17 protein-coding genes and 2 tRNA genes are annotated in these 18681 nt (G+C 67.9%); 8 read left to right on the top strand and 11 right to left on the bottom strand.

Annotation, left to right across the window (positions count from 1 at the left end; translation table 11 throughout):
- Positions 1-30: 30 nt before the first annotated feature.
- From DM992_RS16130 to fdxA, 5 genes are all read right to left on the bottom strand, one after another.
- Positions 31-960 (bottom strand): AraC family transcriptional regulator, encoded by a 930-nt coding sequence (locus DM992_RS16130; RefSeq protein ID WP_111017542.1) that lies wholly within the window; start codon positions 958-960, stop codon positions 31-33.
- 62 nt (positions 961-1022) lie between these two features.
- A complete protein-coding gene (locus tag DM992_RS16125; protein WP_111017541.1) occupies positions 1023-1508 on the bottom strand; it encodes a CreA family protein in 486 nt (161 codons plus the stop codon).
- Between the two features lie 120 nt (positions 1509-1628).
- Positions 1629-1704 (bottom strand) — tRNA-Asn (locus tag DM992_RS16120).
- Positions 1705-1775: 71 nt separating this feature from the next.
- Positions 1776-1851, bottom strand: a tRNA-Asn gene (locus DM992_RS16115).
- Positions 1852-1947: 96 nt separating this feature from the next.
- Positions 1948-2271, bottom strand: a complete 324-nt coding sequence (gene fdxA, locus DM992_RS16110) for a ferredoxin FdxA (RefSeq protein WP_034183076.1) — start codon at positions 2269-2271, stop codon at positions 1948-1950.
- 301 nt (positions 2272-2572) lie between these two features.
- Here fdxA and pncB point away from each other — a divergent pair, with 301 nt between their 5' ends.
- From pncB to rmuC, 5 genes are all read left to right on the top strand, one after another.
- Positions 2573-3772: a nicotinate phosphoribosyltransferase gene (gene pncB / locus DM992_RS16095; RefSeq protein ID WP_034183077.1), complete on the top strand. Its 1200-nt coding sequence runs from the start codon at positions 2573-2575 to the stop codon at positions 3770-3772.
- Positions 3773-3859: 87 nt separating this feature from the next.
- Positions 3860-4522: a lactate utilization protein C gene (locus tag DM992_RS16090; RefSeq protein ID WP_111017539.1), complete on the top strand. Its 663-nt coding sequence runs from the start codon at positions 3860-3862 to the stop codon at positions 4520-4522.
- A 43-nt stretch (positions 4523-4565) separates the two neighbouring features.
- The gene (locus tag DM992_RS16085) at positions 4566-5996 is read left to right on the top strand and encodes a sodium:proton antiporter (protein ID WP_111017538.1); all 1431 of its coding nucleotides are present in this window, start codon (positions 4566-4568) and stop codon (positions 5994-5996) included.
- 79 nt (positions 5997-6075) lie between these two features.
- Positions 6076-7065: a D-glycerate dehydrogenase gene (locus tag DM992_RS16080; protein ID WP_111017957.1), complete on the top strand. Its 990-nt coding sequence runs from the start codon at positions 6076-6078 to the stop codon at positions 7063-7065.
- Positions 7062-8540, top strand: coding sequence for a DNA recombination protein RmuC (gene rmuC, locus DM992_RS16075; RefSeq protein ID WP_111017537.1), 1479 nt, complete (start codon positions 7062-7064; stop codon positions 8538-8540). The genes DM992_RS16080 and rmuC overlap by 4 nt, the downstream gene beginning before the upstream one ends.
- 104 nt (positions 8541-8644) lie before the next feature.
- Here the strand turns inward: rmuC and DM992_RS16070 are convergent, their stop codons facing one another.
- From DM992_RS16070 to DM992_RS16045, 6 genes are all read right to left on the bottom strand, one after another.
- Entirely contained in the window at positions 8645-9130 is a 486-nt protein-coding gene (locus tag DM992_RS16070; RefSeq protein ID WP_111017536.1) for a GNAT family N-acetyltransferase, read from the bottom strand.
- Complete coding sequence (locus DM992_RS16065; protein ID WP_006476519.1) at positions 9127-9402, bottom strand: hypothetical protein; 276 nt, start codon at positions 9400-9402, stop codon at positions 9127-9129. Before DM992_RS16065 ends, DM992_RS16070 begins: the two co-directional genes overlap by 4 nt.
- A gap of 39 nt (positions 9403-9441) precedes the next feature.
- Entirely contained in the window at positions 9442-10740 is a 1299-nt protein-coding gene (gene glp, locus DM992_RS16060) for a gephyrin-like molybdotransferase Glp (RefSeq protein WP_111017535.1), read from the bottom strand.
- A 112-nt stretch (positions 10741-10852) separates the two neighbouring features.
- Positions 10853-11470 carry a molybdenum cofactor guanylyltransferase MobA gene (gene mobA, locus DM992_RS16055; protein WP_111017534.1) on the bottom strand — a complete coding sequence of 206 codons (618 nt, stop codon included), beginning with the start codon at positions 11468-11470 and terminating at the stop codon, positions 10853-10855.
- A gap of 28 nt (positions 11471-11498) precedes the next feature.
- Positions 11499-12611: a GTP 3',8-cyclase MoaA gene (gene moaA, locus DM992_RS16050; protein ID WP_111017533.1), complete on the bottom strand. Its 1113-nt coding sequence runs from the start codon at positions 12609-12611 to the stop codon at positions 11499-11501.
- Between the two features lie 131 nt (positions 12612-12742).
- Positions 12743-15880, bottom strand: coding sequence for an Rne/Rng family ribonuclease (locus DM992_RS16045; RefSeq protein WP_111017532.1), 3138 nt, complete (start codon positions 15878-15880; stop codon positions 12743-12745).
- Between the two features lie 724 nt (positions 15881-16604).
- Here DM992_RS16045 and DM992_RS16035 point away from each other — a divergent pair.
- From DM992_RS16035 to DM992_RS16025, 3 genes are read left to right on the top strand one after another with little or no spacing between them, the layout of a single operon-like run.
- Positions 16605-17609 carry an RluA family pseudouridine synthase gene (locus tag DM992_RS16035; protein ID WP_111017531.1) on the top strand — a complete coding sequence of 335 codons (1005 nt, stop codon included), beginning with the start codon at positions 16605-16607 and terminating at the stop codon, positions 17607-17609.
- A 5-nt stretch (positions 17610-17614) separates the two neighbouring features.
- Complete coding sequence (locus tag DM992_RS16030) at positions 17615-18274, top strand: HAD-IA family hydrolase (protein WP_047900168.1); 660 nt, start codon at positions 17615-17617, stop codon at positions 18272-18274.
- A complete protein-coding gene (locus DM992_RS16025) occupies positions 18271-18672 on the top strand; it encodes a Rieske 2Fe-2S domain-containing protein (protein WP_111017530.1) in 402 nt (133 codons plus the stop codon). Before DM992_RS16030 ends, DM992_RS16025 begins: the two co-directional genes overlap by 4 nt.
- Positions 18673-18681: the final 9 nt, after the last annotated feature.

The raw sequence follows: 18681 nt of genomic DNA, 5'->3' as shown, positions 1-18681 counted from the left end.
AGCGGACGGCCGGATGCGGGAAACCGCGCGTCAGCTCGCCTGCCAGCGCCCGGGCGGCACGCCGAACATCCGTTTGAAATGCCGCGTGAAGTGGCTCTGGTCGACGAAGCCGCTGGCCGCCGCGACGTCGGCGACGGGCACGCCCGCGCGCAGCGGCGCCAGCGCGCGCTGCAATCGCAGCTGGTTGCGCCAGGCATGCGGCGGCATGCCGGTCGTGCGCGTGAACAGGCGCGCCGCGTGGAACGGCGACAGGCCGGCCGCCTGCGCGACTTCGTCGAGCGTCACCGTGCACGTGAGATCGGCGGCGAGCCGCTCGCGCATCGCCTCGACGCGCGGTTCGTCCGCCGCGAGCGGCGCAGGTCGCGGCTGCGCGTCGGCATGGCGCACGATCAGCGTCGACAGCGCGTCGAGCATGGCCGTTTCGGCGGCGAGCGGATCATAGATGCGCGGTGCGCGGGAGGCCGGATCGCCGGCCGCCGGATCGCCGGCCGCCGCATCGCCGGCCGGCTGCCCGTGCGCGTGGGAGGACAGTGCGCGCTCGCTGCCGGCTTCCATCATCCGGTGCGCCAGCGCGAGCCGGGCCGCGAGGTCGGCGTCGCGAATCACGTCGGGGGCAAACCACGGTGCGTCCTGCGGGCGGCCGGCAATCGCGCTCGTGAGTTCGCGGATGAATTCGACCGGCATGTAGCTGACGCGATAGCACCAGCCTTCGTCCGCCGCGCGCGAGCCCGTATGCACTTCGCCGGGATTGATCACGGGCACGGTGCCCGCTTCGGCGACATGGCCGCTGCCGCGATAGGTGAAGCGTTCCGCGCCTTCGAGAATCACGGGGATCGTGTACGCGTCGTGCCAGTGGGGCGCGAACGTGTGGTCGCGATAGGTGGCCGTGACCAGATCTGCCTCCGGCAGCAGCGGCGTGCGCCAGTAGCGTGCGGAGTCTGGAAGGCGGGTGGCGGACATGATCGGGCGCGGGAGCGGTCGAACCGACAGTGTATCGCTCGCGCGTCCGGCGGGTGCGGGCCTTACTTGACCGGAATCGTCGTGCCCGCCGGCATCGGCACCGCGGTGACGGCGTTCTTCGGGCTGCCGCTGACGATGCGGTCGCTGTAGGTCAGGTAGACGATCGTGTTGCGCTTCTTGTCGACCACGCGCACGACGTGCAGCGTCTTGAAGATGAACGACATGCGCTCGCTGAACACGTCGGTCTGCTGCTTGAGCGGTTCCTTGAAAGTGATCGGGCCGACCTGCCGGCACGCGATCGACGCCTCGCTCGGATCCTCGGCGACGCCGAGCGTGCCCTTGATGCCGCCCGTGCGTGCGCGCGACACGTAGCAGGTCACGCCGTTCACGACCGGATCGTCGTACGCCTCGACGACGACGCGGTCGGAGCCCGTTACGCGGAAGTGGGTGTTGACGCTGCCGACTTCCTCCGCGTGCGCGAGCGGCGCGGCGGCGAATGCGGAGAGCAGGAGGGCGAAGGGTGCGGCGCGCAGGAGACGGTGCTTCATCGATGGAACCGGATGCGAATGCGAGACAGAGACTCTAGCATGCGCGGGACCGGGCCACGAAAATGCGAAAGGGCGGCCGGAAAAACAAAAGGCCCGTCGAATGACGGGCCTTTCGCTGTCTGGCTCCCCGACCTGGGCTCGAACCAGGGACCTACGGATTAACAGTCCGGCGCTCTACCGACTGAGCTATCGGGGAATAAATCGGTACATCTGCATGTTCGGTTACCAGCAAAAAGCCCGTCCACTTTCAACGGGCCTATGCGTTTTTGGCTCCCCGACCTGGGCTCGAACCAGGGACCTACGGATTAACAGTCCGGCGCTCTACCGACTGAGCTATCGGGGAACAAACAGCAGAGAAACGAGATTGTATGGAGTGTCGGCTAGCCTGTCAATACTTTTGGGCCGCGGCACACAAAAAAATTCTGCGGCCGCCGCGCGATCAGCGCTCGAGCAGGTGCAGCTTGTCCTGCACGTCCTTCCACTCGTCCGCGTCGGCCGGTGCCGGCTTGGTCTTCGTGATCGACGGCCAGCCCTTTGCCAGTTCGGCATTCAGCTCGGTGAACTGCTGCTGGTCGCCCGGAACGTCTTCTTCGGCATAGATCGCATTGGTCGGGCACTCGGCGACGCACACGGCGCAGTCGATGCACTCGTCCGGATCGATGGCGAGAAAGTTGGGACCTTCACGGAAGCAATCCACCGGGCACACATCCACGCAATCCGTGTATTTGCACTTGATGCAGCCTTCGGTCACAACGTGAGTCATTAAAACGCTCCTGCTTGGCGGTATATATGGGGTGGCGTTTGCGCCAAAAGCGGCATTGTAACTGAAGCGCAAAACCCGCATGGCGTGGTCGGCTTTCCGGCTTATATCGTTTCGTGATTAGTTTATGGGGGCCTGCCGAGGGGCGCGCAAAAAGGAACCCGGATACGGGGCGTCGGCGCGACGGAGCGGGGCGGCAGGCGGTTTCACGATGGTCGGGCCCGCATTCGGGTAACATGGCCGACAGACCGGGCGGCGCGCTGTGCGCCGGGGCCCTGTCACGATATTGGCGGTGCCGCAAATCATGATCATCACTTCGCTGCTCGACACGGATCTCTACAAGTTCACGATGATGCAGGTCGTCCTGCATCACTTCCCGGCGGCAAACGTCGAATACCGTTTCAAGTGCCGCACGCAAGGCGTCGATCTCGTGCCGTACATCGACGAGATCCGCGACGAGGTGCGCGGCCTGTGCTCGCTGCGTTTTTCCGACGTCGAACTCGACTACCTGCGGCGGATGCGCTTCATCAAGAGCGATTTCGTCGACTTCCTCGCGCTGTTCCACCTGAACGAGAAGTACATCTCGATCACGCCTTCGCCGAAGGGCAACGGCGAGATCGACATCGAGATCAAGGGGCCGTGGCTGCACACGATCCTGTTCGAGATCCCGGTGCTCGCGATCGTCAACGAAGTCTATTTCCGCAACACGCAGCGCGAGCCAGACTATCGCGAAGGCCGCGAGCGGCTGCGCGAGAAGATCAAGCTGCTCGGCGCGAAGCCCGAGTTTGCCGACTGCAAGATCGCCGACTACGGCACGCGCCGGCGCTTTTCGAAGGTCTGGCACGAGGAGGTCGCACTCACGCTGCGCGACGGCCTCGGCCCGCAGTTCGCGGGCACGAGCAACGTGCTGTACGCGATGAAGCACGACATCACGCCGCTCGGCACGATGGCTCACGAGTACCTGCAGGCGTGCCAGGCGCTCGGCCCGAGGCTGCGCGACTCGCAGATCTACGGCTTCGAGATGTGGGCGAAGGAATACCGCGGCGACCTCGGGATCGCGCTGTCGGACGTCTACGGAATGGATGCGTTCCTGAACGACTTCGACATGTACTTCTGCAAGCTGTTCGACGGCGCGCGCCACGATTCGGGCGATCCGTTCGACTGGGGCGAGCGGATGCTGCGCCATTACGAGGCGAACCGGTGCGACCCGCGCACGAAGGTGCTCGTGTTCTCGGACGCGCTCGACATTCCGAAGGTCATGCAGTTGTACGAACGGTTCCGCGGCCGCTGCAAGCTCGCATTCGGCGTCGGCACGAACCTCACCAACGATCTCGGCTACGTGCCGCTGCAGATCGTGATCAAGATGGTGCGCTGCAATGGCCAGCCGGTCGCGAAGCTGTCGGATTCGCCGGGCAAGAGCATGTGCGACGACAAGGCCTATCTCGCCTACCTGCGCCAGGTGTTCGGCATCGCGCAGCCGGTCGAGGAAGACGCGTCGAAGTGAGCGTCGGCCGTTCGGTCGAAGGTGCGTGGCGGCAGGGGCGGCCGGTATAATCGGACGTATTGCACGCCAACGTCACGAGGACCGTTCATGGACACTTCTGCTGCCCGTCGCCAGATCCTCGCGCGCATTCGCGCGGCGCAGGGGCGCGCGGCCGAGCCCGATGCAGCGGAGCGCGACGGCGTCGCCGATTATCTCGCCCGCCATCCGCAGGGCCCGCGTCCGCCGATGCCGGCCGATCTCGTCGCCGCATTCGTCGACGAAGCGGCACGCCTGTCGACGACGGTCGACGAAGTCGCGGCGCTCGCCGACGCACCGGCCGCTGCCGCCCGCTATCTTTCCGCTCACGGCCTGCCGACGCAGGCCGTCGCATGGCGCACGCTGGCCGATCTCGACTGGGCCGGCGCAGGCCTGTCGGTCGAGTGCCGCAAGCCGCGCGACGGCGATCTCGTCGGCCTCACCGGCTGCTTTTGCGCGACCGCCGAAACGGGTTCGCTGGTGCTGCTGTCCGGTCCCGATACCTATGCGTCGGCCGGCCTGCTGCCGGAGACGCACATCGCGATCGTGCCCGCATCGCGGATCGTCGCCGGTCATGAAGACGCGTTCGCGCTGATCCGTGCGGAGCGCGGCGAGTTGCCGCGTGCGGTCAATTTCGTGTCGGGCCCGTCGCGCACGGGCGACATCGAGCAGACCATCGTACTGGGCGCGCACGGCCCGTACCGCGTGCATGCGATCGTCGTCAGGGGCGCATGACGCGCCCGCCGCATCCACAATCACTCGAACAAGGAAGTTTTGCATGAAACGACATGCCGCCTGGGCGGGCATGGCGTCGGGAGTCGCGCTTGGCGCCGTTCCCACGCTTGCATCGGCCGCAACGCTCGACGGCGCCACGCTGTCCGCACTCTGGGGCATCCCGTTTGCCGGGATCCTGCTATCCATCGCACTGTTCCCGCTCGTTGCCCCGGTGTTCTGGCATCACCACTTCGGCAAGATTGCGGCCGGGTGGGCGGTCGTATTCCTGATCCCGTTCGCGTTCGCGTTCGGCGCGGGCACCGCGTTCGGCACGCTCGTGCATGCGCTGCTCGAGGAATACATTCCGTTCATCGTGCTGCTCACCGCGCTCTATACGGTGGCAGGCGGCATCTGCGTGAACGGCAATCTGCACGGATCGCCGAAGCTGAATACCGCGATCCTCGCGCTCGGCACGCTGCTCGCGAGCGTGATGGGCACGACGGGCGCCGCGATGCTGCTGATCCGGCCGCTGCTGCGCGCGAACGACAACCGCAAGCATGTCGTGCACGTCGTGATTTTCTTCATCTTCCTCGTCGCGAATGCGGGCGGCTCGCTGTCGCCGCTCGGCGATCCGCCGCTGTTCCTCGGTTTCCTGAACGGCGTGAGCTTTTTCTGGACGACGACCCATCTCGCGCTGCCGATGCTGTTCATCTGCGTCGTACTGCTCGCGCTGTTCTTCGTGCTCGACACGTATTTCTACCGGAAGGGCGGCGAGGAGCGGCCGGCCGCGCTCGATCCGACGCCCGACGGCGCGGCGCTGTCGATCGACGGCAAGATCAACTTCGTGCTGCTCGCGGCCGTGGTCGCGCTCGTGCTGATGAGCGGCATCTGGAAGCCGGGCATCGCGTTCGACGTGTGGGGCACGCACGTCGCGCTGCAGAACCTCGCGCGCGACGTCGCGCTCGTGGTCGTGACGCTCGCGTCGCTCGCGCTGACGCCGCGTTCCGCGCGTGAAGGCAACGCGTTCAACTGGGCGCCGATCGAGGAGGTCGCGAAGCTGTTCGCGGGGATCTTCGTGACGATCGCGCCGGTGATCGTGATCCTGCGCGCGGGCGCGGACGGCGCGTTCGCGCAGATCGTCCATCTCGTCACGGGGCCGGACGGCAAGCCGATCGACGCGATGTATTTCTGGGCGACGGGCCTGCTTTCGTCGTTCCTCGACAATGCGCCGACCTATCTGGTGTTCTTCAACCTCGCGGGCGGCGATGCGCAGACGCTGATGACGACGGGCGCGTCGACGCTCGCCGCGATCTCCGCGGGCGCGGTGTTCATGGGCGCGAACAGCTATATCGGCAACGCGCCGAACTTCATGGTGAAGGCGATCGCGGAGTCGCGCGGCGTGAAGATGCCGAGCTTCTTCGCGTACCTCGGCTGGGCGCTCGTCATCCTGGTGCCCGTGTTCCTGCTGACGTCGCTGATTTTCTTCCCGGCGTAACCTGACAACTTTCAACCAAGCGCGGGCAGTCCCGGCGGCGCGATGCGCCGCGATCGGCCCGCGGCATACGGAGATGGCGATGCAGAAGATTCTGGTCGCACGTCCGATCTTCCCGGACGTGATCGAACGCCTCAAGCAGTATTTCGAAGTCGACTGGAACGACGGCGACGCGCTCGCACCCGATGCGCTCGCCGCACGTCTGGCCGACAAGGACGGCGCGCTGACGGCCGGCGATCCGGTCGGCGCGGCGGCGCTCGCGGCGGCGCCGCGCTTGCGCGTCGTGTCGAACATGGCGGTCGGCTACAACAACTTCGACATGGCCGCGTTCAACGCGGCGAACGTGCTCGGCACCAACACGCCGGACGTGCTGAACGAGTCGACCGCCGATTTCGGCTGGGCGCTGATGATGGCCGCCGCGCGCCGGATCGCCGAATCCGAGCACTGGCTGCGCGCCGGTCACTGGCGGAAGTGGGCGTACGACGGTTTTCTCGGCACCGACATTTACGGCTCCACGCTCGGCGTCATCGGGATGGGCCGCATCGGCCAGGCGCTTGCGCGCCGCGCGCGCGGTTTCGGGATGCAGGTGATCTATCACAACCGGTCGCGGGTCGCGCCCGAGATCGAGGCCGAGCTGAACGCCGAATACGTGTCGAAGGATGCGCTGCTCGCGCGCGCCGATCACGTCGTGCTCGTGCTGCCGTACACGAAGGAAAACCATCACACGATCGGCGCGGCCGAACTCGCGAAGATGAAACCCACCGCGACGCTGACCAACATCGCGCGCGGCGGGATCGTCGACGACGCGGCGCTGGCCGCAGCACTGCGCGACGGGACGATCGCCGCGGCCGGCCTCGACGTGTACGAAGGCGAACCGGCCGTGCATCCGGCGCTGCTCGAGGTGCCGAACGTCGTGCTGACACCCCATATCGCGAGCGCGACTGAAAAGACGCGTCGTGCGATGGCGAACCTCGCCGCCGACAACCTGATCGCCGCACTGGGCGAGGGGCCGCGCGCCGGACAGCCGCCGAATCCGATCAACCCGGACGTGATCGGGAAGCCGCGCGCATGACGATGACGTTGTTGCTTGCGGCGGTCCTCGTGCTGGCCGTCGCGCTCGCGGTGGCGATCGTCGCGCTCGTGCGCGGCGGCGGCCGCCACGACGATGCGGCGGTGCTCGGCGACCAGATCGAGGATGCCGCGCATGCGCAGGCGCGCGCGGTCGAGCGGCTCGAACGCGAATTGCGCGGCGAGATCGTCGAGAACGCGCGCGGTTCGCGCACCGAGCTGGCCGGCAACTTCTCGCAGCTTCAGCAGACGCTCGCCGCGCAGTTGACGAGCGTGGCGACCGTGCAGAACAACCAGATCGAGGGTTTCGCGCAGCAGCTCGGCAAGCTCGTCGCCGGCAATGCGCAGCAGTTCGACGCGATGCGCGAGAGCGTGCAGCGCCAGGCACAGCAGGCGCGCGACGAGCAGACGGCCGCGCTCAGGCTGTTCGGCGATACGTTGAACCGACAGCTCACGCAACTGACCGAAGCGAACGATCGCCGGATCGGCGAAGTGCGCGCGACGCTCGAACAGCGGCTGAAGGAAATCGAGACGAACAACGCGGCGAAGCTCGAGGAGATGCGCCGCACCGTCGACGAGAAACTGCACGCGACGCTCGAGCAGCGGCTCGGCGAATCGTTCAAGCTCGTGTCGGACCGGCTCGAGCAGGTCCATCGCGGGCTCGGCGAGATGCAGACGCTCGCGGCGGGTGTCGGCGATCTGAAAAAGGTGCTGACCAACGTGAAGACGCGCGGCACCTGGGGCGAAGTGCAGCTCGAGGCGCTGCTCGAACAGATGCTGACACCCGAGCAGTACGCGAAGAACGTCGCGACGGTGCCGAAGAGCACCGAGCGCGTCGAGTTCGCGATCCGGCTACCGGGCCGCGATGCGGGCACGCGAGACGCGCCGCCGGTGTGGCTGCCGATCGACGCGAAATTTCCGCGCGAAGACTACGAGCGGCTGATCGACGCACAGGAGCGCGCCGATGCGGCGGCGGTCGAGGAGGCAGCCCGCGCACTCGAAGCGCGCGTGCGGCTGGAGGCGCGCACGATCGCCGAGAAGTACGTCGCGCCGCCGCACACGACCGATTTCGCGCTGCTGTTCCTGCCGACCGAAGGGCTTTATGCGGAAATCCTGCGCCGCCCGGGGCTGACCGACCTGCTGCAGCGCGACTACCGTGTGACGGTCGCGGGGCCGACGACGCTCACCGCGTTGCTGAACAGCCTGCAGATGGGGTTCCGTACGCTCGCGATCGAGCAGCGTTCGAGCGAGGTCTGGCAGGTGCTCGGCGCAGTGAAGACGGAGTTCGGCAAGTTCGGCGACGTGCTCGCGCGCACGAAGGCGCAGCTCGAAACGGTCACGCGCTCGATCGAGTCCGCGGAGCAGCGTACGCGCGTGATGAGCCGCAAGCTGAAGCAGGTCGAGGCATTGCCGGGCGATACGGCGGCCGGCTTGCTCGGTTCGGACGGCGCGGACGGCGCCGATGCAGACGACGCTTGACGGCTTCAGCCGCTCGAGTGCGGATCGCAATGAAAACGGGCGCCGTCGGCGCCCGTTTCCTTTTGCGGCAGGGTAGTTCGGTCGCGGCTCGCGCAGGCCGACGCTCAGCGTCCGGCGAGCGTGTCCAGTGCGTCACCCGTTACGCGAACGATGCGCCATTCGGGCAGCACGGTCGCGCCCATCTTTTCGTAGAAATCGATCGCGGGCTGGTTCCAGTCGAGGACCGACCATTCGAAACGCCCGCAACGACGCTCGACGGCCAGTGCCGCGAGGTGGCGCAGCATCGCGGTGCCGAGGCCGGTGCCGCGCTGCGACGGCTGCACGTACAGATCCTCGAGATAGAGGCCGCGACGGCCGAGGAAAGTCGAATAGTTGTGGAAGAACAGCGCATACGCGACGATCGCGCCGTTGCGCTCGCCCACGAGCGCTTCGGCGGCAGGCCGCTCGCCGAACAGTGCGTCGGCGAGATCCGCTTCGGTCGCAACGAACAGGTGCGTGAGCTTTTCGAATTCGGCCAGCTCGCGCATCAGCGCGAGGATCGCGCCGGCGTCGCGCGCTTCGGCCGCGCGGATCAGCGGCGCGTCGCTCACGCTTCCTCCGGCGGATCGGACAACACGATCTCGATGCCGCCGAAGCGCGATGCGACCCAGTTGTATGCGTGGCATGCGATCCACAGCAGCACGAAGCCGAGGATGGCGTTCAGCAGCAGCGCGCTCAGGATCGTGCTCAGCTCGACCATCCCGTAGCGGATGTACGCGACGAGAATGCCGAGCAGCACGATCGGCACGCTGAACGTCAGGTAGACGAGGATCAGCGCCTTCGCGGTCTGCCCCGCGGCGATCGACGAAATTTGTTTCTTCATGTGCGGATTGCCCCCGTATAGATATATCGATAGTGGAATTCAGATCAGGCCGTCGAGCGGCAGGATGTCGACCGGGGTGCCCGCGTCGACTGCCGCGGTATCGTGGCCCAGGACGATGAAACAGTTGGCGGCCGCGAGGCCGCTCAGCGACGCGGAACTTTGCGAACCGGCCGGCGCGACGTGCCAGCGGCCGTCGGCGGCGCGCGTCGCGATGCCGCGCAGGTATTCGGTGCGGCCCGGACGCGTTTTCAGCGCATGCGTGCTGAGCGCCGTGTACATCGCCGGCGGCGGCGTCTGCGCGCCGGCCAGCGTGAGCAGCGCGGGGCGCACGATCGCGTAGAACGTCACGGCGGACGCGACCGGATTGCCGGGCAGCCCGAAGAACAGCGCGTGACCGGCGCCGCCGGGCGCACGTGCGAGCGTGCCGCACGCGAGCGGTCGGCCGGGCCGCAGCGCGAGGCTCACGAAGGTCACGTCGCCGAGCCGCGCCATCACGTCGCGCGTGAAGTCGGCTTCGCCGACCGATACGCCGCCCGACGTGATTACCGCATCGGCCTGCGCGGCGACGGCGTCGCGCAACGCGGCTTCGAGCGCGGCCGGGTCGTCGCGGACGATCCCGAGATCGATCGCGTCGACGTGCAGCCTTTCGAGCATCGCGATCAGCATTCCGCGATTGCTGTCATACAGCGCGCCGCGGCCGAGCGGTTCGCCGGGCTCGTGCAGTTCGTCGCCGGTCGAGAACACGGCGACGCGCACACGCCGGCGTACCGTGACGTCGGTGAAGCCGAGCGACGCGAGCAGGCCGAGATCGGACGGCCGCAGGATGCGGCCCGCGGCGAGCGCGCAGGCGCCGCGCGCGAGATCCTCGCCGGCCTTGCGGCAGTTCGCGCCGCGCAAGGCGTCGTGCGCGGCGAAGCGGATCGTGTCGCCGTCGACGTGCACGCGTTCCTGCGGAATTACCGTATCGCATCCGGCCGGCATCGGCGCGCCCGTCATGATGCGCACGCATGAACCGGCCGCCACGGCGCCGTCGAACGGATGGCCCGCGAACGCGGTGCCGGCGACCGTCAGCGCGATGTCCCCCGTCGGCGCCGCGTGCGCGCCGGCGCCGCCGTCGAACGCATAACCGTCCATCGCCGAGTTGTCGTACGCGGGAATGTCGAACGGTGCGTTCACGTCGGCCGCAAGCACGCGGTCGAGCGCGTCGCGCAGCGTCACCGTGTCGCACGCGTCGACGGGCACCGCGAAGCGGCACGCGAGCGCCTGCGCGTCGGCAAGCGACAGCGGGGCATCGGAATCGGGTGCGGTTCGGGAGGCGGGCGAGGGTTGCGTGATCATCAGTCGGACTGCGCCGCGAGGCGTATCGGGTTCGTGGCCGGTGGCGCGAGGAGGGTGCCCGGGCGCGGGTTTCGCGTGCGGTGGACGCCGGGCGGGAATGGCGCCGGCGCCGTCAGCGACGAGCCAGCGCGGCGAGTTCCTGCCAGGAGTTGGCATTGTAAAACGCACGCTCGTCGCGAAACTCGACTTCGACTGTCTTGTGGCGTGCGTACCACGCACGCACCTTGCGGTCGCCGGCCGCAAGCCGCGCGGCGAGATCGTCGGCCAGCGCCGTGCGCAGCAGCGCGAACGTCGGCTGCGGCGAGCGTGCCTGCTGCGCATCGACAGTTACCGCCATCGCGATGTCGGCCTGCTGCGCGTCGAGCGCCGCATGCAGCCGCGCGACGAGGTCGGCGGGCAGAAACGGCGTATCGCACGGCGAACACGCGACGAGCGGCGCGCGCGCGGCCCGCATGCCGGCGAGCAGGCCCGCGAGCGGGCCGGGGAAATCGGGTGTTTCGTCCGCGACGATGCGCGCGTCGAACGGCGCACCGAGCTCCGCATAACGATCGGCATGGCGATTCGCGCTGATCAGCGTCTCGTCGACCTGCGGCGAGAGCCGGCGCAGCACGTGCAGCGCGAGCGGCGTACCGTCGAGCAGTTGCAGGCCCTTGTCGACGCCGTCCATGCGCGTGGCGCGGCCGCCCGCGAGCAGCAGGCCGGCGATCGAGGGAGAGGCGGAAACGGGCATCGTGCGAAGGCGGAAAGGGCGGCGCGCGTCAGCCGCCGATATACGACATTTCGACGCGCTTGCCGGCGCCGTCGGGCGCGGGTTCGGCCGAAGCGCTGCCGCGCAGTTGCGAATAGCGGTCGGTGCGCGCCTGCCAGATGCGGGCGATCGCGGTCGCGATCTCGGCGTCGCTTGCGCCACCGCGCACGAGCGCGCGCAGGTCGTGGCCCGTCGACGCGAACAGGCACAGGTACAGCTTGCCTTCAGTCGACAGCCGCGCGCGCGTACAGTCGCCGCAGAAGGCCTGCGTGACGCTCGAGATCACGCCGATCTCGCCGCTGCCGTCCGCATAACCCCAGCGCTGCGCGGTTTCGGCCGCCGTGTGCGCGTCGAGCGGCACGAGCGGGAAATGTTCGGCGATCCGCGCAACGACGTCGGCCGACGGCAGCACCTCGGTCATGTTCCAGCCGTTCGACGTGCCGACGTCCATGTATTCGATGAAGCGCAGGATCACGCCGGTGCCGCGGAAGCGCTCGGCCATCGGCAGGATCTCGCCGTCGTTGGTGCCGCGCTTCACGACCATGTTGACCTTGACCGGTGCGAGGCCGGCGGCCTGGGCCGCGAAGATGCCGTCGAGCACGTCGGCGCTCGCGAACTCGGCGTCGTTCATGCGCTTGAACAGCGTATCGTCGAGCGCGTCGAGGCTGACCGTCACGCGCGTGAGCCCGGCGTCCTTCAGCGCGCGCGCCTTGCGTGCGAGCAGCGAGCCGTTGGTCGTCAGCGTCAGGTCGAGCGGGCGGCCGTCATGCGTTGTCAGGCGAGCGAGGCGCTCGATCAGGAATTCGAGGTTCTTGCGCAGCAGCGGCTCGCCGCCCGTGATGCGGATCTTCTCGACGCCGTGTGCGACAAAGAGTCGCGCCACGCGTTCGATTTCCTCGTGCGTGAGCAGCGCGCTGTGCGGCAGGAACGGGTAGTCCTTGTCGAAGACCGCGCGCGGCATGCAGTACACGCAGCGGAAATTGCAGCGGTCCGTCACCGAGATGCGCAGGTCGCGCAGCGGCCTGGCGAACGTGTCGGCCAGCGTGCCGTCGGGGGCATGCGCGGCGCCGGAGACGTCCGGCATCCCGCTGACGTCGGCGAGAGGAATGATGCGTCGGGACATGTTGAAAGAAGTGCGAGCCAGGCTTGTATTTTAGCCGCAAGCGGCCGCCCGGTCCGGTGGGCGGAAACCCGCAGCATGGACGTGAAAAAGCCCGCCGGAGGCGGGCTTTTCCTGGTCGGGCGATGCGCCGATTAGTGGTGCGTCGTTTCGACCTGCTGCATCGGGGCCGTATCGACCGGCGGCAGCACCTTGCGTTCGCGCGGCACGCGGGCCGGACGCGGGAGGCGCGATGCGGCTTCCTGCGCAGCGGCGAACTTGTCGGCGTCCGTGTTCACCCAGACGAGACCGGCCTGCTCCAGCACGACATCCAGGCTCGCCGAAGCGGGCGCGGCTGCCGGTTGCGCGGGGGCAGGAGCCGGTGCCGGTGCTGCAACGGCCTCGACCGGTGCCGCTTCGACATGCGCCGGCTCGACAGCCACCGGAGCGGCTTCGGTCGTCACGGCCGGTGCGGCCTGCTCGACGGGCGCGGACTGCGGCGCCTCGACAGCGGCCGGCGCTGCTGCCGGTACTGCCGGCACTTCGAACGCATCGGTCGGCGAAACCGCGACCGGAGCCGGACCGGCTTCCGTGTCAACGGCCGGTGCGACCGGTGCCGGTTCTGCTGCCTCGACGGCGATCGCGGGCTCGACCGCAGCGGCCGGAGCCGCTTCGACATGTGCCGGTGCCGGCTGAGCTTCGACAACGGCCGGCGCAGCATGCTGCTCGACCGCTGCTTCGACGACGACGGCGCCTGCCACGGCCGCGACGACTGCCGGTGCGGCCGTGTGGGCCGGTTCGGCAGCGGCCGGTGCTTCCGGCGTCACGGCTTGTGCTGCGGCTTCGCCATTCGGGCCTTGCTCGGCCTGGTCGACGACTGCGCCGTCTTCGTCGCGCTCGCGACGACCGCCGCGGCGGCCGCGACGGCGGCGGCGACGTTCCTCGCCGTCACGCGCGCCGGCTTCCGCATCGGTTGCCAGCTCGGCGCCGGGCAGGGCTTCTGCAACGGCCTTGTCGGCTTCCGGTTCCGGATGGTTTTCGCCACGGGTGACGGTCTCGAGCGTGGCCGCATGCTGGGTCGGCTTGCGACGTTCGCCGCGCTCGCGACGCTCGCCACGGCCTGCTGCGTCGACGCCTTCCGGCTGCTCGGCACGCTCGCGCGGTTCACGGTTCTCGCGCGGTTCACGCGGCTCACGGCTGTCACGCGGCTCGCGCGGTTCGCGACCTTCGCGCTGGCCACGGCCCTCGCGACCTTCGCGACCTTCGCGGCCCTCACGACCTTCGCGACCTTCGCGACCTTCACGCGGCTCACGACCCTCGCGCGGCTCGCGGCCTTCACGCGGTTCGCGCGCTTCCTTGCCTTCGCGCTCCAGGCGTTGCGGCTGACCACGGCCTGCTGCTGCCTGGTCGCGGCCGCCTTGCGCCTGCTGGGCGCCGCCGCGACGGTTGCGGTTGCGATCGCCGCCGCGCTGCTCGGTCTTCTCGGTACGCTCGCGAGCCGGACGGGCCGCCTGTTCCTTCGCCGGTGCCGGAGCAACCGGCGCGGGCGCCGGAGCCGGCGACATGCCGAACAGGCCCTTCAGCCAGCCGATGAAGCCGCCGCTTGCCGCGGCGACCGGTGCGGGGGCCGGAACGGGCTCGACCGGGCGTTGCGGCGCCGGGCTCGGGGCCGGGCGCTCGGGCGTGATGCCCTTGACCGCGGCTTCCTGCTTCGGCTTCACTTCTGCGGTGCGCTTGCTGTAGCCGGTTTCCGACTCGAGTTCGCGGGCAGCTTCCTCGGCCATCTTCCAGGACGCGCGCGGATCGTCGAGGCGCGCGTCGTCGTGGCGCAGCCGCTCGAGCTTGTAGTGCGGCGTATCGAGGTGCTTGTTCGGGATCAGCACGATGCCGACCTTGAAGCGCGACTCGATCTTGTTGATTTCCTGACGCTTTTCGTTGAGCAGGAAGGCGGTCACCTCGACCGGCACCTGGCAGTGGATCGCCGCGGTGTTTTCCTTCATCGCTTCTTCCTGAATGATCCGCAGGACCTGCAGCGCGGACGATTCGGTATCGCGGATGTGGCCGGTGCCGTTACAGCGCGGGCAGGTCACGTGGCTGCCTTCCGACAGGGCCGGGCGCAGGCGCTGGCGCGACAGCTCCATCAGGCCGAAGCGGGAGATCTTGCCCATCTGCACGCGTGCACGGTCGTGCTTGAGCGCGTCTTTCAGGCGCTGCTCGACTTCGCGCTGGCTCTTCGCCGATTCCATGTCGATGAAATCGATCACGATCAGGCCGCCGAGGTCGCGCAGGCGGAGCTGGCGGGCGACTTCGTCGGCCGCTTCGAGGTTCGTGCGGGTCGCCGTTTCCTCGATGTCCGCGCCCTTGGTCGCGCGCGCCGAGTTCACGTCGATCGCGACGAGCGCTTCGGTGTGGTCGATCACGATCGCGCCGCCGGACGGCAGCGGGACCGTGCGCGAGTAGGCCGTTTCGATCTGGTGCTCGATCTGGAAGCGGGAGAACAGCGGCACGTCGTCGTGGTAGCGCTTCACCTTCGACACGTTGTCCGGCATCACGATGTCCATGAACGCACGGGCCTGATCGTAGATCTCGGTCGTGTCGATCAGGATTTCGCCGATATCGGGCTGGAAATAGTCCCGGATCGCGCGGATCACGAGGCTCGATTCCAGGTAGATCAGCATCGGCTGGCCGGAGTTGCCGCTTTGCGAAGCCGCTTCGATCGCGCGCCACAGCTGCAGCAGGTAGTTCAGGTCCCACTGCAGTTCCTCGGCGCTGCGGCCGATGCCCGCGGTACGGGCGATCATGCTCATGCCGTCCGGAATCTGCAGCTGCGACATCGTCTCGCGCAGTTCCTGGCGCTCGTCGCCCTCGATCCGGCGCGACACACCACCGCCGCGCGGATTGTTCGGCATCAGCACCAGGTAGCGGCCGGCGAGCGAGATGAAGGTCGTGAGGGCGGCGCCCTTGTTGCCACGCTCTTCCTTCTCGACCTGGACGATCAGCTCCTGGCCTTCGCGCAGGGCATCCTGGATGCGCGCGGAGCGCATGTCGATGCCTTCCTTGAAGTACTGGCGGGCGACTTCCTTGAACGGCAGGAAGCCGTGGCGATCTTCGCCGTAGTTGACGAAGCACGCTTCGAGCGACGGCTCGATGCGGGTGACGACACCTTTGTAGATATTGCCTTTGCGCTGTTCGCGCCCGGCTGTCTCGATGTCGATGTCGATGAGCTTTTGCCCATCGACGATGGCGACGCGCAGCTCCTCCTGCTGCGTCGCATTGAACAGCATGCGTTTCATGAACGACTCCAGGCGGCTCCGCAGCCGACGCCTCGCGGTTGTCAGTCGCGAGGGCGGGAACGACGGCAGGCCGCACCTTGTTGTGTTGTCACGAGCACGCTGGAGCGGGAACGATGGCGGGGAGAATTGCCTGAAGAGGCGCTTGGGCCCGAAACACGGGGCCGGCGGCCGTAGGGCACCTGCGAATACGGCTTCAAAGCACGGCGTTCACACACCGCACGCTGCAAAAAAGCGCGCTAAGCCTGAGTCCGGGCATTGCCACGGGCGCGCGCAATGCGTCGCGCGCGCCGACGGGCGGCAGATGCTGCGGCTTGGGCCGCAGCGGGGAGTATCGAATCCAGCCCGACTTTCCCGCTTGGGGTGTACTTCCCTGGTTTGACGTCGCCAAGCCCCGCACGCTTCGCGGGGCCAAATCGGGCGCAACGCCGTAATTTTCGCAACCGGCAGCCTGCGGACGCACTTCGCGCCGTCGGGCTGCCGATCAAATTCTTTTCAACCAACTTTCCGTTACCGCGGCGCCTTGCCGACCGAATCCGCCTGTGGGCGCGATCCTTGCCGACGGGCGGCGCCGTGCGTGCAACTTGCTGCATCTCTTTGATTAGGGGCGAGCAGCGGACCCCCGGCGCAAGTAAAATAATGGTTTCCGCTTGCACCTTGCCCGACTCGGTCGGGGCCGGCCGGTCAGGCCACCCTCAACGTCAGGCTGGGCAAAATTATATTCAGTATGAATGAGTTAGGCAAAATATCCCAGAATTCGGTCGCAAGCGGCCAGGTATCGATGATCGAGATCGACGAAAACTCGGCCGGTCAGCGGATCGACAACTTCCTGTTGCGCGTCTGTAAAGGCGTGCCGAAAAGCCATATTTACCGGATCCTCCGCAGCGGCGAAGTGCGCGTGAACAAGGGCCGGATCGATGCACAGTACCGCCTCGCACTCGGCGACGTCGTCCGCGTGCCGCCCGTGCGCGTGGCCGCGGCGGACCTGGCGCGCGCCGACACGCCCATCGTGCCGCCTGCGAATTTCGACGTGCTGTACGAGGATGATGCGATGCTCGTCATCGACAAGCCGGCCGGGGTCGCCGTGCACGGCGGCAGCGGCGTCGCGTTCGGCGTGATCGAGCAGATGCGCCAGGCGCACCCGCGCGCGAAATTCCTCGAACTCGTGCACCGGCTCGACCGCGAGACGTCCGGGATCCTGATGCTCGCGAAGAAACGCACGGCGCTCGTGGGCCTGCACGAACAGATCCGCGAGAACCGGATGGACAAACGTTACTTCGCATGCGTCCACGGTGAATGGCAGCCCGACTGGGGGCGCCGCCGGGCAGTGAAGGTGCCGCTGTTCAAGTATTCGACCCCGGAAGGGGAGCGCCGCGTGCGCGTGCAGGACGACGGGCTGCCGTCGCATACGGTGTTCAACCTCGTCGACCGCTGGCCCGACTACGCGCTCGTCGAAGCGGAACTCAAAACGGGTCGGACCCATCAGATCCGCGTGCACCTCGCGCATCTCGGCCTGCCGATCGCCGGCGACGCCAAGTACGGCGATTTCGCACTGAACAAGGCGCTGGCGCGCGCAAACGCGCAGCCGTCGTTGAAACGGATGTTTCTGCACGCGCACCGGCTGCGGCTTGCCCATCCGCTGACCGGCGAGGCGCTGCAGTTCGACGCGCCGCTGCCGGACGAATGCCGGCGCTTCCTCGACCAACTCAGCGCACTGCGCGATACCGCCTGAACCGCATGGCTCGACAGCAATTTGACCTGATCGTCTTCGACTGGGACGGCACGCTGATGGATTCGACTGCGCACATCGCGCACAGCATCCAGGCCGCATGCCGCGATCTCGGCCTGCCCACGCCGTCCGACGAGGCGTCGCGCTACGTGATCGGCCTCGGCCTGCGCGACGCGCTGCAGATTACTGCTCCGACCCTCGATCCGTCCGACTATCCGCGGCTGGCCGAGCGCTACCGTTATCACTATCTGCTCGACGATCAGCGCATCGAACTGTTCGCCGGCGTGCGCGAACTGCTCGCCGAGTTGCGCGATACGGGCTACCTGCTCGCCGTTGCGACCGGCAAGGGGCGGGTCGGGCTGAACCGCGTGCTTGACCAGTCGAAGCTGACGAGCCTGTTCGACGCGACGCGCTGCGCGGACGAGACGTTCTCGAAGCCGCATCCGGCGATGCTGCACGAGTTGTCCCGGGAATTGGGGCAGGATCTTGCGCGCACCGTGATGATCGGCGACACGACGCACGACCTGCAGATGGCCGCGAGCGCCGGAGCGGCCGGCGTCGGTGTCGCATACGGCGCGCACACGGCCGACGCGCTGGCTGCGCTCGCGCCGCGCTTCGTCGCACCGGACGTCGACGCGCTGGCTGCGTGGCTGCGGGAGCACGCATGAGCGCGGCGCAGGACGCCGTGCGCGTGTGCGCATCGGACGCGCTGGCCGACGGCGGTGCCGGCGTGCGCGTCGACGCGACCCTGCGCGGCGAGCAGGCCGTCGTGTTCTTCGTGCGCTACGACGGTCGCGCATACGGTTACCTGAATCGTTGCGCACACGTGCCGATGGAGCTCGACTGGTCCGAAGGGCAGTTCTTCGAGTCGTCGGGCCTGTACCTGATGTGCGCGACACACGGCGCGATCTACGCGCCGGATACCGGCAAGTGCGTCGGCGGCCCGTGCCGCGGCGGCCGCCTGCGGTCGGTCGAGGTCGACGAACGCGACACGCCCGACGGGCGTGCGGTATTCTGGGTGCCCGACGCCGACCTGCGTCCCGCTCCTATCGCCACGACCGACTGACGACAACAC

It is taken from the genome of Burkholderia sp. JP2-270 (assembly GCF_003233675.1).
In the GTDB taxonomy this organism is placed as follows: Bacteria; Pseudomonadota; Gammaproteobacteria; order Burkholderiales; family Burkholderiaceae; genus Burkholderia; species Burkholderia pyrrocinia_C.
Note: the sequence above shows the minus strand (reverse complement) of the source record. Positions and strands in the feature narration are given on the sequence as shown.